The following is a 15,502-nucleotide window of genomic DNA, read 5'->3' as shown; positions in this document are numbered from 1 at the left end:
GGATGGAAAAGAAAACACTCGAAGGGCTCACGGAGGAACAAGTGAGCTTTCAATTGATCTTACACAGCGGGAATGCACGCAGCAAATTGCTTCAGGCTCTGAAACAATATCGAGAAGGTCTAGAAGAAGAAGCTTTTAGTCATATGAAAGAAGCGGAAGAAGATTTACGGCTTGCACATGACATCCATTTTCAACTCGTGCAGAAAGAGGCAGGCGGAGAAACAACATCCTTTTCCTTATTGCTCATGCACGCTGAAGATCATTTAATGTCGACCATTACCATCAAGGAGCTTGTGGGAGAGCTTCTGCCGATATTCCAATCGCTTAAACAATAAAGGGTGTAAACAAGGGGGGAAACCAATGTTTGATAAAATAAGTGCCATTTTGGTTCCGATTGCTGGGAGATTGAACAACAACCGATATTTAGGCGTATTACGTGATGCCTTTATGCTTGCGTTCCCGCTCACCATCTTTGGTTCCATTATGGTTGTGCTGATGAATTTGCCATTTTTAGATAGAATCATGAGTAAAACCGTACTGGAGGGCGTCCAGTCTGCACTGAATATCGCACCAAGTGCGACCATCAGCATTATGAGTGTGTTTGTTGTATTTGGGATTGGCTACTATTTATCAAAAAGCTATGATGTAGAAGCTGTCTTTGGCGGCGTGATTGCTTTAGCCTCTTTCTTGCTTCTAACTCCGTTTTTACTAGAACAAGAAGGCGGTGCAACGATTGCAGGCGTTATCCCAGTTGATCGTTTAGGTGCAAAGGGGATGTTCCTAGGAATGATCACAGGCTTTTTGTCTGCTGAAATTTATCGTTATTTTGTCCAAAAGAAATTTGTGATCAATATGCCGCAAGGGGTTCCGCCAGCTGTTTCCAAGTCTTTTGCTGCACTGATCCCGGCTACTTTGACACTTACAACCTTTTTGCTCATTAATATCATCATTACACAAGGCTTCAAAACAAATATGCATGATTTGATTTATCATGCCATTCAGGCGCCGCTTGTTGGTCTTGGAAGCGGTATCATTCCGACCTTGATCGCGGTTTTCTTTATACAAATTCTTTGGTTCTTTGGGCTCCACGGCCAAATTATTATCAACTCTGTCATGGATCCGATTTGGAATACATTATCCATTCAAAACCTAGAGAGCTACACAAAAACAGGTGAGGTTCCTAATATTATCAGCAAGCAGTTTATTGAAATCTATACGGTTGGAATGGGTGGAACCGGTATGACGCTTGCTGTTGTGTTTACGATTTTAATTTTCCTGAAAAGTAAGCAATTAAAACAAGTAGCCAAGCTTGGCTTAGGACCAGGATTATTTAACGTCAATGAACCGATTATCTTCGGTTTACCGATTGTCATGAATCCGCTTATTCTCATTCCGTGGATTTTGGCGCCAATGGTCATTACATGTATTACTTATTTTGCGATGGCATCAGGGATTGTACCGCCGCCGACAGGCGTGAATATCCCATGGACAGTGCCGATCTTTATTAGCGGAATGATGGCAACAAATTCACTAGCGGGCGGTCTGCTTCAGTTGTTTAACCTGATGATTGTGTTTGTCATTTGGTTCCCGTTCCTGAAATTTATTGACCGTATGAATGTGAAAAATGAAAAAATAACGACAACAGAAAAAACGAAGGCAGCAAACATCAAAGGTGAAGGAGACTCAATACATGTCGATGGAAACTAATAAGCAATCATACACATTTCCAGAAGGGTTCTGGTGGGGATCTTCTGCTTCTGCGACGCAAACAGAAGGCAGCGTCCCCGGCGATGGAAAGGGACCGAACATTTGGGATCATTGGTTTGAACAAGAGCCGACTCGTTTTTTTGATGGCGTAGGGCCGAACGTGACATCTCAATTTTATCGAAAATATAAAGAGGATATCCGTCTCATGAAAGAAATTGGCCACAATTCATTTCGGCTGTCGATTTCATGGTCACGCCTTTTACCTGAAGGAACAGGTGCTGTGAATGAAGAAGCGGTGTCTTTTTATAATGATGTGATCAATGAACTGATTGCACATGATATCGAGCCATTTGTGAACCTATACCATTTCGATATGCCAATGGCGTTGCAGGAGAAAGGCGGCTGGGTGAACAGACAGGTGGTCGATGATTATGTGAGCTATGCAACATTATGCTTCCAATTATTTGGCGACCGGGTGAAAAAATGGTTTACCCATAACGAACCGATTGTTCCTGTAGAAGGCGGATATATGTATAGCTTTCATTATCCAAACGAAGTCGATTTCCAAAAGGCTGTACAGGTCGGTTTTCATGAACTTTTATCAAATGCGAAGGCGATTGCGGCTTATAAAAAGCTGCAGCAAGGCGGTAAGATTGGCATTATCCTAAACCTGACTCCTTCGTACCCGCGAAGCCAGCATCCGCGCGATGTAGAAGCAGCAGAGATGGCCGATGCTTTCTTTAACCGTTCTTTCTTAGATCCTGCGGTGAAGGGGCATTTCCCGGAAAAGCTAGTAGAAGTCTTAAAGAAAGAAGGCTTTATGCCAAGTATGGAAGAAGAGGACCTTGAGCTCATTCGAGAGAATACGATTGATCTTCTAGGCATCAACTATTATCAGCCAAGAAGAGTGAAAGCGAAAGAGCATATGCCGCATCCTCAAGCACCATTTATGCCGAACCATTATTTTGATTCTTTTGAGATGCCGGGAAGAAAAATGAATGTGTACCGAGGCTGGGAAATCTATGAAAAGGGCATTTACGACATACTGAAAAAAGTTCAAACAGACTATGATAATATTGAATGCTTTATATCTGAAAATGGAATGGGCGTCGAAGGAGAAGAGCGGTTTAAGGATGAAGAAGGAATGATTCATGACGATTACCGCATTGACTTTATTTCTGAGCATCTCAAATGGGTGCATCAAGCCATTCAAGAAGGAAGCAATGTGAAAGGCTATCATCTATGGACCTTTATGGACAACTGGTCCTGGTCGAATGCATATAAAAATCGTTATGGATTTGTCTCAGTTGATCTTCAAAAAGACGGGAAACGAACGATTAAGAAAAGCGGATACTGGTTTCAATCCGTTTCAAAGAATAACGGTTTTTAATCCAAATACTTGCTCTTTCCTTGAAAAGAGCAAGTATTTTTCTTATGTGACGGTAAGTGGATGAAACAAAAATGGCTGGCACCTTTTAAGCTCACATCCCTTAGTGTAAAATGAGAGGAAGGCTAAAAAACGCCAAATTTCCTTCTAGAATAAAGCGCTATGAAAAAACAAGTCAGTTGGTGGTGTGAGATGAAGAAGTACGAACTCATTTCAGAAGAAATCAGAAAACGAATAGGAACAGCCTATTATCCAGAAGATCAACCCATTCCAGATGAAAACTCGCTTGCCGCCGAATTTCAATGCAGCAGAATGACAATGAAACGTGCGCTTGATCTTCTCGTTGCAGAAGGTCTGCTCTTTAGAAAAAGAGGCCACGGTACATTTATTGTAAAGGCAGCGCTCAATCAAGGGGCAATCAATGTATCGGGCCATGAAAATAAAGGGTTCACAAAAGTCATGGCGGATAAAAACGTCACGACTCAAATCATTCATTTTGATGTCCATTTTCCAAGCGAAGAGGTGGCAGCCCATCTATCTATTGACTCAACCACACCTGTTTATGATATCATCCGGCTCCGTCTCGTGGATGAAGAGCCTTATGTATTAGAAAAAACGTTTATGCCTGTCAATCTCATTAAGGGTATAGATGAAGAAGTTCTACTGGGTTCTATCTATGGCTACATTTCAAATCAGCTTCATTTAAAAATAGCAGGAGCGCACAAGAAAATTAGAGCGGCTAAATCAGATCGGCTGGATCAGCAGTATTTAGGGTGTGACCCAACAGATCCTGTGCTTGAAGTCGAGCAGGTTGCTTATTTAAACGCAGGGCAGCCGTTTGAATACTCATTTAGCCATCATCGCTATGATAAATTTGACTTTTCAACGGTTGAAATCACGAAAACAGGACGTTAAAAAAAGAGCAGAACCCCCAAGGGAGACTGCTCTTTTTTCATATGATTTTATATATTCCACCAATGGTATCCATCTTTTTCTAGAAGCTCATCAGCTTCTTTCGGTCCCATAGAACCAGCAGGATAGTTTGGTTTTAATGTTTTGCTTTCTGCCCATTTCTCAGAAATCGGATCAACGAAGTTCCAAGAAAGTGCCACCTCGTCCCAGTGAGCAAAGTTTGTCGCATCGCCTAGCAAGCAGTCGTGAATCAGCTTTTCATATGCTTCTGGTGTATTCATGATGTCGTTATAGTTTGTTTGGTAGTCGAGCTTAATCGGTTTCGCATACGTTCCGCCATCCAGCTTGCGAGCATTCAGGTGAAGGGTGATGCCTTCATCTGGCTGAATGTGAATGACAAGTAAGTTTGGATGCATGGCATTCCCGTTTCCATAGTACAGGTTCATTGGAATGTCTTTAAATTGAACTACGATTTGAGTAGATTTCTTTTCTAACCGTTTTCCTGTCCGAATGTAAAATGGCACCCCGGCCCATCTAAAGTTATCAATCAGCAGTTTCCCTGCCACAAATGTTTCTGTGTTTGAGTTCGGGTCAACATTTTGCTCTTTCAGATAAGAAGGAACCTCGCTGCCATCAATCGTACCAGTATCATACTGTCCGCGGACAAAGAATTGATCGACCTCATCTTTAGAAAAAGGACGAAGAGCGCGCAATACTTTCCGTTTTTCGCTGCGGATTTCCTCTGTATTGAGTTTAATTGGCGGCTCCATTGCTAAAAGGGCAACCATTTGAAGCATATGGTTTTGGACCATATCTCTTAGTGCACCAGAATTTTCGTAATATCGAGCCCGGTCTTCAACCCCTAATGATTCACTGGATGTAATCTGAATGTTTGAGATATAGCGGTTTGTCCAAAGCGGTTCAAAGATGGCATTCGCAAAGCGGATGACTTCAATGTTTTGAACCATTTGTTTACCAAGGTAGTGGTCAATACGATAAATTTGATCTTCTGTGAATGCATCACGAATTTCTTCATTTAATGTTTTGGCACTTGGCAGATCATGCCCAAATGGCTTTTCAATGACAAGTCGTGACCAGCCGGTTGTTTCTGATACGCCCTCACTCTTTAGGAACTTCGCAATCGTTCCGAAGAATTCCGGTGCCATAGCTAAATAGAACATGCGGTTATTTGGAATACTGTACGTATCTTCAAGACCTGTTAGAAGCGTGTTAAGCGATTGATAGGAGGCAGGGCTTGATACGTCAAAATCGTGATAATAGAAATGTGAAATGAATTCTTCTGTTTTCGCTTCTGCATCATCAGAAGAAACAGATTCCTTTACCACAGCTCTGAGGTCCTCATGAGACCACGGGCGGCGTCCAACTCCGACAACAGCGAATTGATCACCTAGCTTTCCGCTATGATAAAGTCTATGTATAGAAGGGTAGAGCTTGCGTTTGGCAAGGTCTCCTGTTGCGCCAAAAATGACAATGACTGCTTTAGGGTTGTTAGTTTCTGTATTCACGAGAAGTACCTCACTTTATTCGTAGCATTGTTGTAAAAACCGAGAATGTATGTACATTTTCTTTATTTTAAAGCTTCATTGTTCGTAAAGCAAACATTTGATTCGACTTTTTCTGCTCTCGTTTCACTTTTTTCAAAAATTCCGCTGAATTCACATTTACCTTGTCTTCATGTATTCTATATGAATGAAGATATTGTATACCGGCTTTAGGAGGAAAAGTAATGGAACTGCTCTTTTTAGGAACAGGTGCAGGCATTCCTGCAAAAACAAGAAACGTCACTTGCACAGCGCTAAAGCTTTTAGAAGAAAGAAATGCAGTGTGGCTATTTGATTGCGGAGAAGCAACGCAGCACCAAATCTTACATACAACGATTAAACCGAGAAAGATTGAGAAAATATTTATCACACATATGCACGGTGATCATGTATATGGCCTTCCGGGACTCCTTGGCAGCAGATCCTTTCAAGGCGGGGAGGGGGAATTGACGATCTATGGACCAAAGGGCATTAAGGCCTTTGTGAACGCAGCACTTTCAGCTACACAAACGCATTTGACATATCCGCTGCATATCATAGAAATAGATGAAGGGGTCGTGTTTGAAGACGATACCTTTCAAGTAGAAGCAAGAAGAGTCTCTCACGGGATTCCAGCTTACGGCTATCGGGTTGTGGAAAAAGATATGCCTGGTTCATTAAAAGCCGAAGACCTAAAAGAAATCGGTGTAAAACCTGGACCATTGTATCAGAAGTTGAAAAATGGGGAAACCGTGACACTCGAAGATGGAAGAACCATTGATGGAACCGATTATTTGGAACCCCCTAAAAAAGGGAGAATCGTTGCATTTTCAGGAGATACCCGTTTGTGCGAGAATATAACAAGGCTTGCCAAAAATGCGGATGTGTTAGTCCATGAAGCAACATTCGGTAAAGAAGATGCAGATTTAGCCTACAATTATTATCACAGTACAACAGAACAAGCAGCGAAAACAGCACAGGAAGCAGGCGCAAAAAGGCTCATTTTGACCCATATAAGTGCACGTTACCAAGGAGAAGAGGCACTGAAACAACTGTTGAAAGAAGCCCGCGATATATTCCCGCTGACAGAAGCTGCACATGATTTCTCTTCTTTCCCCATTGAACGCACCCTGTAAAAATTGGATGAATCGTCAAAAAAAGTTGTGTGATTTTTTTGATATTTATGATGACGCTCTTTTTCAGGTAGTGGTAAAATGGTGAAGAAAAAACAAATGACGAATTAAACTATGAAGAATACGGGAGGCACAATCAAAGATGAGCGGTTTTACAGCATTAAGTGAAGCAGAATTGAATGACCTATATGTGGCACTACAAAATGAGTATGAAACTTACAAAAGTAAAAACTTGCACTTAGACATGTCTAGAGGGAAGCCTTCACCAAAACAGCTCGATTTGTCTATGGGCATGCTCGATGTTGTGACATCAAAGGATGCAATGACAGCTGAAGATGGCACAGATGTGCGAAACTATGGCGGCTTGACAGGCCTTCCTGAAACGAAGACATTTTTTGCAGAAGTACTCAATTTAAAGCCAGAACAAATCATCATCGGCGGTAATTCTAGCCTGAATATGATGCATGATACCATTGCACGTGCGATGACTCACGGCGTATGTGACAGCAAAACTCCTTGGGGAGAGCTGCCAAAGGTAAAATTCCTTGCACCAAGCCCAGGGTATGACCGTCATTTTGCCATTTGTGAGCTATTTAACATAGAGATGATCACGGTCGATATGAAGGCTGATGGACCTGATATGGATCAGGTAGAAAAATTGGTCGCAGAAGATGAAGCGATTAAAGGCATTTGGTGTGTACCGAAATATAGCAATCCAGACGGCATTACGTATTCAGATGAAGTCGTTGACCGCCTAGCTTCAATGAAAACAAAAGCAGACGACTTCCGCATTTTTTGGGATGATGCATATGCAGTCCACCATCTAACGGATACACCTGATACGTTAAAAGATATTTTTCAAGCAATTGAAGAGGCAGGATACCCGAACCGTGTGTTTATGTTTGCGTCTACGTCTAAAATTACATTCCCAGGCTCAGGTGTTGCACTGATGGCGTCTAGCCCTGACAATGTGAGCTTCACTCAAAAGCAATTATCGATTCAAACGATCGGACCAGACAAAATCAATCAACTAAGACATCTTCGTTTCTTCCAAAATCCAGAAGGTTTGAAGGAACATATGAAAAAGCATGCGGCGATCATTAAGCCAAAATTTGACCTCGTTCTTTCCATTCTTGACGAAAAACTTGGCGGGAAAGACATCGCTGAATGGCACAAGCCAAATGGCGGATATTTCATTAGTTTAAATACACTTGATCATTGTGCAAAAGCTGTTGTGCAAAAAGCAAAAGAAGCAGGTGTCACAATGACAGGTGCAGGTGCAACATATCCATATGGAAAAGATCCGCTTGATCGCAACATTCGCATTGCACCAACATTCCCGGCTCTTGAAGAACTAGAGCAAGCGATTGACATCTTTACATTATGTGTTCAGCTTGTCAGCATTGAAAAGCTGCTTTCTCAAAAAAGTCAATCTGCTCCAACGGCATAAATAGAAGAAACTCCTTGACTCATAACGGGTCAAGGAGTTTTTTATTTTAATTAGCAGTTTGGTAATAGGAGACAGGTTGTTTGGCTGCGCACCATACATCATAGATAGCAAGCTGTACAATATGCGGTTCATCATGATGAATATAGTGCGAGCTGTTTTGCGCCTGAATCCATCCGCTTTGGGATGACAAAGACAGCATGCGTTTATGAAGTCTGAGCCAAGCTTCATGAGCTGGGTGAAACAATCGGCTCTTACCTGATGAAATGACAAGAAGCGGCATCATTCCAAAATGAGTTTGCTCCTCTTTCATTGTGCTTAACATTTGCTGAAAGTCCTCATGCGTACATTCTGCTGTAAACTGCGCCATATATGAAGTGCGTTCTTCCTTTGATAAAAGCGGCAGGATCATCTGCTCTTGCTCCTCGCTTGCTGGGTCTAACAGCACCATGCCAATGACATCATCTCCTCTGCGGCTTGCCCATAACCGGCTGACAAGAGAGCCAAATGAGTGAGCGACAATAAGAAATGGCGGCTGAATATTGGCTTCTTTCAGCAGCGCATCTAAATCATCAGCGAGGTCATGCAAGGTTCTTCCTTCACCACTCTCACTGCTCTTTCCATTTCCTAAACGGTCGTATAAGAAAACCCCAAGCTCTGGGTCAATATCACATGCCATATTCGACCACGTATCACTAGAAATGCCGTAGCCTGCTTCAAAGATAATCGTGGCTTGCCTTTTGCCTTGACGATGTTTTGTATAAAAGTGGTGTCCATCTATATGATACATTTTTTCAATCATTACCGAATTCATTCTTCCATCTCCTCTAAGCAGTTCTTTAGCTAAAAGACGGCACAAAAGGCAGATATGTTTCTCTTAAAAACAAAAAAGATGCCTATTTCGAAAAATAGACACCTTTTTTCCTAAGAGCTTTTACCAAGCGCGATCATATTGACGCGGGCTTTCGATGGATGTACGGAGTTCTTGAGCAGCTGTTTTTGGGAAGTATGGATCCCGTAAAAACTCTCTGCCAATAAAGATCAAATCCGCACGCTGATTTTGTAAAATCTCCTCTGCCTGTACACCAGATGTGATGAGACCGACAGCAGCTGTTTGAATGCCGGCACCTTCTTTTATTTTCTCTGCGAATGTGACTTGGTAGCCGGGGAATGTATTGATTTTCGCCTGTACGACAGCACCTGAGCTGACATCGATTAAGTCGACACCTTGCTCTTTGAGCCAAGTGGCAATCCCAATATAATCTGCAATATCAAGTCCTTTTGTCGTGTAATCAGAAGCCGACACACGGACAAATAAAGGTCCGTCCCATACGGTATTGACTGCATCTACGACTTCTCTTAAGAAACGATAACGGTTCTCTGGTGAACCGCCATAGTCGTCTGTTCGGTGGTTCGCCAGCGGTGAAAGAAATTCATTGATCAAATAGCCATGTGCACCATGAATTTCAATGATGTCAAAACCCGCTTTTTTTGCCCGTACAGCTGCATCCTGAAACGCCTGAACGGTATCTTTGATTTGGTCAACAGACATCTCGACAGGGGTTTTAGATGTTTCATCAAATGGGATGCTTGATGGTGCAAGAATGTCTCCATCAAGTTCAGCCTTACGTCCTGCATGGGCTAGCTGGATGGCTGTCTTCGTTCCGTATGCTTTGATTTGTTCGTTTAATGAAGCGAAACCTTCAATGTGCTCATCGCTCCAAATCCCGAGGTCTTGATCACTAATTCTTCCCTCGGGAGATACAGCACTGGCTTCCACCATGATGAGACCAGCCTGACCTTGTGCACGGGAAATATAATGTGTGAAGTGGAAAGGCTGTAATTTCCCATCACGGTCATAGGATGAATACATACACATCGGGGACATCACGATGCGGTTTTTCAGTGTAACACCTTTTAATGTCCAAGGTGAAAAGAGTTTTGTTTCCAAATACCTTCGCCTCCTCATGGAATTGTATAGCCGATTATAACAGCCATTCAAACTTTCGTCATAAAAGGTGCTCAAAGAATATAGCTTTTATACACGTTTTTGTATAATGGAGAGATAGAGACATCAAAGGGGGAGAACGGATGAAATGGCAAAAAGAGAGTGAACTAAAGGAGCTCCTGACAGCTCTTATGCAGTATGAAAGCATATCAGGTACAACAGGAGAAGTCGCGTTAGCGGAATATTTATATTATTTGCTGAGGGAGCGGCCTTATTTTGAGCAGAACCCTGATCATTTGGCTTTGCATCCGATGAAAGATGGCCGGTATTATTTAACGGCACTTGTGAAGCGAAGTACGCTGCAGCGTACCGTGCTGCTTCTTAGTCACTTTGATGTAGTCGATACAGAAGATTACGGCGAATTTCAAAACATGGCATGCAAGCCTGAAGAGTTAATGACTTCCTTTTCGCAAAAAAGTGAGCTTCTTCCAAAGAGGGCAAGAGAGGACCTTGCTTCAGGCGACTGGCTGTTTGGAAGAGGGGCCATGGATATGAAAGCAGGTCTCACCGTACAGCTTTCTATGCTGGAAAGAGCGATGACAGAAACATTTGATGGAAATGTCCTGCTCGTCACAGTTCCTGATGAGGAAGTAAATTCACAAGGAATGCTTGAGGCTGTGCCGAAGCTAAAAGAGCTTAAAGAAAAATATGATCTTGACTATACCGCGTGTTTAAACAGTGAGCCGATGTTTGAAAAGTATCCAGGGGATGAACATCATTATATGTATACAGGCAGTATAGGAAAGGTATTAGCCGGATTTTTCTGTAAAGGGATCGAAACGCATGTAGGAGAGCCTTTCTCAGGCTTAAATGCGAATTTTATGGTATCTGAACTAAACCGGCTGTTAGAGCTCAATAGTGACTATTGTGAGGAAGTAGATGGTGAAGTAACGCCGCCTCCAACGAACTTAATGCAAAAGGATTTGAAAGAAGCCTATTCCGTTCAAACACCTCACACAGCCGTATCTTTATTTAATGTGCTCATGATGAAACGTTCAAGTGAAGAACTGCACGGACTTCTCTATGAAACTGCGAAACAAGCAGCAGACCAAATCGAGGCAAATCTTCGGCAGAAAACAGCTGACTTTCGGCGCTTTAAACACTTTACACCAATAGACACTCAGGTGACGGTTCTCACATATCACGAGCTGTATCAAAAAGCCGCAGATCGCTCTGGTGAACAGGAAGTCGAGCGCATTGTCAACTATGCATTCGCCAACCGAGGTGAACTTGGAGATCGTGATTTTTCAACGAAAATTGTCTCGGAGCTGACGACACTATGTAAGGAAGAAGGACCGCTGATTGTTCTATTTTATAGTCCGCCATTTTACCCTTCGGTGTCCTCAACAGAAGATACGCATATTCAGAAGACATTCAAGAAGATTCAAAAAGAGGCAAAAGAGGTATATGGACTTGAAGTAGAGGAAGTGAAATATTTCCCGGGATTGTCTGATTTAAGTTACTTACAGCTCGAAAAGCAGGAAGTAGGTCATTATACAACCAATATGCCGCTTTACCAAAAAGGCTATTCTTTACCGCAAGGAGAAAAGGAAGCCCTTTACGTTCCAGTCATCAACGTAGGTCCACTAGGAAAGGACCCGCACAAATGGACAGAGCGGCTGCACGTCCCGTTCTCTTTTGGCATTTTGCCAGAATTATTAGAATCAACGATTCATGCTTTATTAGAGAAAAGTAAGTAGATGTAATGAAGAGCCCTATCTTAATGATAGGGCTTTTGGTTGTGAATGTTTCAGTCTATATTTTCATGGTTATACCAAAAGTTTCATACGTAAATTGTATATAAAACAATAGTCCTTACAAAAAATAGTGAAAATGATTGAAATATTCAGAAAAGTCTATTATAATCAATTATGTAATTAAGTTACAATTTATCTAATTGAAAGGAGGTGATGAAAATGAAGCGTAACGAGTGGATTGCAATCTAATGAATAGAATCAATACTTACTGTAAAGAGTGTTTCACAGAGAAGTGATTTTCTTAGCTTCTCTGTGAATTTGTATGTGGGATAAAAATAGACGAGAGTTGGGTGAGAGAATTGTCAAATATGAAAAGTTATTATGATGAGCATCCGTCTTTATGGAATTTTCTTTATCCTTTTTTTGGCCAAGCGAGCCAAGAAGGAGCACAATCTCGTGTGACAGAATTCATTCAGAAAGAACGAACATTTCAAAAAGGGAAAAACGCTTTATATTTACATATCCCTTTCTGCGATACGATCTGTTCGTTTTGTCCTTTTATTAAATCTACGAAATATGAGCCCATTATCGGAAAGTATATAGATGCTTTAATCAATGAGATGCGTATCTTATCCCAATCCCCTAATATCCAAAAAATGACGTTTGATGTGGTGTTCGTTGGTGGAGGTACTCCTTCCATAATGCCCCCAGAACTAATCTATCGACTTTCGACCGCTATAAAAGAAAATTTCTCATTATCTGCTGATTATGAATGGACATTTGAATGTGAAGCAAAAACAGCTACACCAGAAAGAGTGGCTGCTATGGCTGAAGGTGGAGCCAACAGAGGGAGCTTTGGTGTCCAAACATTAAATGAACACTATCGGAAAATGTTCAACTTAACGGCTAGTTTTGATCAAATCTCTCAGACTGTGGACTTAATGAAACGTCATTTCCAATCTTATAACATTGATTTGCTTTATCAGCTGCCTGGACAAACGAAAGAAGAGATGATAGAGGACATAAATGGAGTGATGTCATTAGGAAGCACAAGTATTGATACGTATCCACTAGAATATATTGCTTGTTCGAAGGGATGGTTATCAAAAATTAACAAAGGCAAGGTGCCAATGCCGCCAAATCCTAAAGAAAAATTTGAGTTTAGTGATACATTATATCGTCATTTAAAAAAGAATGGCTGGCATCAAAATTATGTGTATACGTTTATGGCTCCAGAGCATCAGAATAAACGTTTTCAATATGGCGAAGTGATTTACGGGGGATATGAAGATCAATATATTGGTTTGGGAACAGGAGCGATCTCCTACATGCAAGGCATGATATGGTCAAATGAAGGAAATACGCAAAAGTATATCGAAAGCCTGACGAATCAAGAATTACCTATTGTTAAATCTAGAGAATATCATGCTTTTGATAGAAGACTCGTCTTCTTCCCTAAAACAATGAAAATAGAAAAAACGCATCTCAATCGAATGCCAAAGCGTGAGGAAATCTATCGTAAACTACAACTGCTCATAATGAAAGGAGTAGTTGAAGAAGCGGAGCAATATTTTGTAATCAAAGAAGAAGCGAAGCCATGGTATCCAGCGATCTTAGTTGATCTTATCCCAGAAAAAGAGAGAGAAAATTATGATCAAGCCGTGGAGTTTATGCAAAAAGAGTTAGGTTGGTACGAGTCGACTGAGGTGCTCCTCTAATGATTTCAAAGAAAGAAACGACATCGCTATTCAAAGATCAAAATTTTGTCTGTTTCTTTATTGGGCAAAACTTATCTGCTTTTGGAGATTGGTTTAGAACGATAGCGACGATTGGTTTAATTTATGAACTTACTGGGAAAGCGACCCATCTAAGCATTCTATTTATTTGTTCCATGCTCCCTCTCATTTTAACATCCATGCTTTTGAGCCCAATTATAGATAAGTTTTCTTACAAAAAAGTTGTGATATTCGCAGATGTGGCACGTTTTATCATTGGACTGGGGTTTGTTTTAGTTGTCACAATGAATGTTACACCGTTTATCCTTTATTTATTATTAGCGTTAAATGGTGCTTTCTCTGGTATATATCTGCCTGCTCGTTCATCTATGATACCTGAAATCCTTGATAAGGAGCAGCTTTCTAAGGGGAATAGTATACTGGCCACATCTTTTAGCGCATCGATGCTCATTGCGACAGGATTAGGCGGGTTGGTGACAGAAATTTGGTCAATTTCCACAATTTATTTAGTAGATGCGCTGACATTTTTATTATCAGCTATGCTGTTAATTCCAATTAAAGCGAAAGAAGCGTCTGAAAAAAAAGAGTATGTGTCATATGTTCAAAGTTTTAAAGAAGGAATTAAAGAAATCAAGGGATCACCCAAAATTCAAAGCGCCATATGGATATTGATGTCAAGAGAGTTTGCTTTAAGCATCGTTTATGTTTTATTTAGTCTGTATATTTTAGAAGTGGCAAGAGAAGGGAATTTTGGCTTGGGGCTTGGTCATACAATTAGTGGACTAGGGCAAATTATCGGTGGACTTACACTTGCAGCGTACTTCAAAAAAGTGAAATTCTCCTTTCAATTTTATAAAAGGTGGTCTACATTAGCGGTTATATTGCTTGCGATATTACATGCATTGTCGTATCAACAAACGACTTTTATTGGATTTTTGATTGTTGTTTTATTAGCCAATCTATTATATAGCCCAATCGAAGTTTTGTATTCTACTAATATTATGACATATGCAAGCAGTCATTTAAGAGCCCGTGTGTTTTCAGCAGGTCTTGCATTATCACGCATATTTTATATTAGTGGGTTTATCCTCATGGCATTTATCGGAGATTTGATTCCTATACATGTCATCGCTATAGGGATGGCAGGGCTTGTGATAGTAGCAGGTTTGATGAACAGCTTACTGCTACTAAAAGGAAAGCATCAAGATAAATCAAAAGTAGAAATGCATTCACTGTAAAGGAGACGTTGATTGCGTAATGGAAACTGGGAAATTAACAAAAACAGACATCATCACATCGCTTCAGGAAAGTATGAGTGAACTAGAGAAAATAGTGAAGGCTTGTGATGATTACACACTGGATCAATCTTTGGGGGAGGGGAAGTGGTCAATTAAGCAGCTCGCCGGGCATTTGTATGACACAGAAGAAGTCTGGTCAGAGCGGATAGAGCAAGCGATATCAGATGATCACACGCCCTTTCAATCGTATGATCCTGAAATATACGTGAAAGAAAGAGCGTATGAATGGTATAACGCTGACGATATCAAAGCATTGATCAAACGGATGAAAGAGAGAAGAAACAACACGCTTCGGCTATTAGAAAAAGATATTTGGGAACAATCAGGCCTGCATCCGGAAGAAGGAGTGATGACCGTCCAAATATTAGCTGAAACTATCGCTTTACATGAACAACATCATCTGGATCAAATCAAAGCCATCATGTCAATGAGTGAATCATCTACATGAGGAGGTGCTAAAGTGAAGCATCAAGAATTATTAGTTGATGTGAATTTTTATCAGGCACGTGATTCTTTATTAGAACAAGCCATTTCTAGTAAAGAACAGAAAGAACCGAAGTGTGAATCACGCAATTCACACCCAGTGGCCAGCGAGAAAAAATAGAGGGTCATATGTGAAAAAGCACCTGTCATCAA

14 protein-coding genes are annotated in these 15,502 nt (G+C 41.1%); 11 read left to right on the top strand and 3 right to left on the bottom strand.

Annotated features, from left to right (window positions below; translation table 11 throughout):
• The first annotated feature begins 2 nt into the window (after positions 1-2).
• From NSU13_RS11005 to NSU13_RS10990, 4 genes are all read left to right on the top strand, one after another.
• Positions 3-335 carry a PTS lactose/cellobiose transporter subunit IIA gene (locus NSU13_RS11005; protein ID WP_024422904.1) on the top strand — a complete coding sequence of 111 codons (333 nt, stop codon included), beginning with the start codon at positions 3-5 and terminating at the stop codon, positions 333-335.
• Positions 336-360: 25 nt separating this feature from the next.
• Positions 361-1,707 carry a PTS cellobiose transporter subunit IIC gene (gene celB / locus NSU13_RS11000; RefSeq protein WP_024428031.1) on the top strand — a complete coding sequence of 449 codons (1,347 nt, stop codon included), beginning with the start codon at positions 361-363 and terminating at the stop codon, positions 1,705-1,707.
• Entirely contained in the window at positions 1,691-3,097 is a 1,407-nt protein-coding gene (locus tag NSU13_RS10995; protein ID WP_254733929.1) for a glycoside hydrolase family 1 protein, read from the top strand. Before celB ends, NSU13_RS10995 begins: the two co-directional genes overlap by 17 nt.
• Before the next feature lie 189 nt (positions 3,098-3,286).
• Entirely contained in the window at positions 3,287-4,009 is a 723-nt protein-coding gene (locus NSU13_RS10990) for a GntR family transcriptional regulator (protein ID WP_342489516.1), read from the top strand.
• Between the two features lie 47 nt (positions 4,010-4,056).
• On the opposite strand, the gene zwf is transcribed toward NSU13_RS10990, so the two are convergent.
• Positions 4,057-5,532 carry a glucose-6-phosphate dehydrogenase gene (gene zwf, locus NSU13_RS10985; RefSeq protein ID WP_024428033.1) on the bottom strand — a complete coding sequence of 492 codons (1,476 nt, stop codon included), beginning with the start codon at positions 5,530-5,532 and terminating at the stop codon, positions 4,057-4,059.
• 221 nt (positions 5,533-5,753) lie between these two features.
• Here zwf and rnz point away from each other — a divergent pair, with 221 nt between their 5' ends.
• Positions 5,754-6,683, top strand: a complete 930-nt coding sequence (gene rnz / locus NSU13_RS10980) for a ribonuclease Z (protein WP_041109723.1) — start codon at positions 5,754-5,756, stop codon at positions 6,681-6,683.
• Between the two features lie 139 nt (positions 6,684-6,822).
• Positions 6,823-8,130 carry an aminotransferase class I/II-fold pyridoxal phosphate-dependent enzyme gene (locus NSU13_RS10975; RefSeq protein ID WP_342489515.1) on the top strand — a complete coding sequence of 436 codons (1,308 nt, stop codon included), beginning with the start codon at positions 6,823-6,825 and terminating at the stop codon, positions 8,128-8,130.
• Positions 8,131-8,176: 46 nt separating this feature from the next.
• On the opposite strand, the gene NSU13_RS10970 is transcribed toward NSU13_RS10975, so the two are convergent.
• Together NSU13_RS10970 and namA are read right to left on the bottom strand one after the other, a co-directional pair.
• The gene (locus NSU13_RS10970) at positions 8,177-8,941 is read right to left on the bottom strand and encodes an alpha/beta hydrolase (protein ID WP_342489514.1); all 765 of its coding nucleotides are present in this window, start codon (positions 8,939-8,941) and stop codon (positions 8,177-8,179) included.
• A 120-nt stretch (positions 8,942-9,061) separates the two neighbouring features.
• The gene (namA, locus tag NSU13_RS10965; RefSeq protein ID WP_081124558.1) at positions 9,062-10,078 is read right to left on the bottom strand and encodes an NADPH dehydrogenase NamA; all 1,017 of its coding nucleotides are present in this window, start codon (positions 10,076-10,078) and stop codon (positions 9,062-9,064) included.
• 140 nt (positions 10,079-10,218) lie between these two features.
• On the opposite strand from namA, the gene NSU13_RS10960 reads away from it, so the two are divergent.
• From NSU13_RS10960 to NSU13_RS10940, 5 genes are all read left to right on the top strand, one after another.
• Entirely contained in the window at positions 10,219-11,835 is a 1,617-nt protein-coding gene (locus NSU13_RS10960; RefSeq protein WP_211043265.1) for a M20/M25/M40 family metallo-hydrolase, read from the top strand.
• A 365-nt stretch (positions 11,836-12,200) separates the two neighbouring features.
• Positions 12,201-13,550, top strand: coding sequence for a radical SAM protein (locus NSU13_RS10955; protein WP_034280314.1), 1,350 nt, complete (start codon positions 12,201-12,203; stop codon positions 13,548-13,550).
• Positions 13,550-14,806, top strand: coding sequence for an MFS transporter (locus NSU13_RS10950; RefSeq protein WP_034280316.1), 1,257 nt, complete (start codon positions 13,550-13,552; stop codon positions 14,804-14,806). Before NSU13_RS10955 ends, NSU13_RS10950 begins: the two co-directional genes overlap by 1 nt.
• 19 nt (positions 14,807-14,825) lie before the next feature.
• Positions 14,826-15,314 carry a DinB family protein gene (locus NSU13_RS10945; protein ID WP_046311693.1) on the top strand — a complete coding sequence of 163 codons (489 nt, stop codon included), beginning with the start codon at positions 14,826-14,828 and terminating at the stop codon, positions 15,312-15,314.
• A gap of 12 nt (positions 15,315-15,326) precedes the next feature.
• A complete protein-coding gene (locus NSU13_RS10940) occupies positions 15,327-15,470 on the top strand; it encodes a hypothetical protein (protein WP_155267113.1) in 144 nt (47 codons plus the stop codon).
• Positions 15,471-15,502 lie beyond the last annotated feature (32 nt).

The organism is Bacillus sp. FSL M8-0049 (genome assembly GCF_038593355.1).
Lineage (GTDB): Bacteria > Bacillota > Bacilli > Bacillales > Bacillaceae > Bacillus > Bacillus safensis.
The sequence above is the reverse complement of the archived record's forward strand: the minus strand, read 5'-3'. Positions and strand labels throughout refer to the sequence as shown.

Excerpts from the sequence above, each read along its gene's own strand:
- NSU13_RS11005 (WP_024422904.1), top strand. The coding sequence starts at position 3 with ATGGAAAAGAAAACACTCGAAGGGCTCACGGAGGAACAAGTGAGCTTT.
- NSU13_RS10945 (WP_046311693.1), top strand. The coding sequence starts at position 14,826 with ATGGAAACTGGGAAATTAACAAAAACAGACATCATCACATCGCTTCAG.
- NSU13_RS10960 (WP_211043265.1), top strand. The coding sequence starts at position 10,219 with ATGAAATGGCAAAAAGAGAGTGAACTAAAGGAGCTCCTGACAGCTCTT.
- celB (WP_024428031.1), top strand. The coding sequence starts at position 361 with ATGTTTGATAAAATAAGTGCCATTTTGGTTCCGATTGCTGGGAGATTG.
- NSU13_RS10955 (WP_034280314.1), top strand. The coding sequence starts at position 12,201 with ATGAAAAGTTATTATGATGAGCATCCGTCTTTATGGAATTTTCTTTAT.
- NSU13_RS10995 (WP_254733929.1), top strand. The coding sequence starts at position 1,691 with ATGTCGATGGAAACTAATAAGCAATCATACACATTTCCAGAAGGGTTC.
- NSU13_RS10970 (WP_342489514.1), bottom strand. The coding sequence starts at position 8,941 with ATGAATTCGGTAATGATTGAAAAAATGTATCATATAGATGGACACCAC.
- rnz (WP_041109723.1), top strand. The coding sequence starts at position 5,754 with ATGGAACTGCTCTTTTTAGGAACAGGTGCAGGCATTCCTGCAAAAACA.
- NSU13_RS10950 (WP_034280316.1), top strand. The coding sequence starts at position 13,550 with ATGATTTCAAAGAAAGAAACGACATCGCTATTCAAAGATCAAAATTTT.
- NSU13_RS10975 (WP_342489515.1), top strand. The coding sequence starts at position 6,823 with ATGAGCGGTTTTACAGCATTAAGTGAAGCAGAATTGAATGACCTATAT.
- NSU13_RS10990 (WP_342489516.1), top strand. The coding sequence starts at position 3,287 with ATGAAGAAGTACGAACTCATTTCAGAAGAAATCAGAAAACGAATAGGA.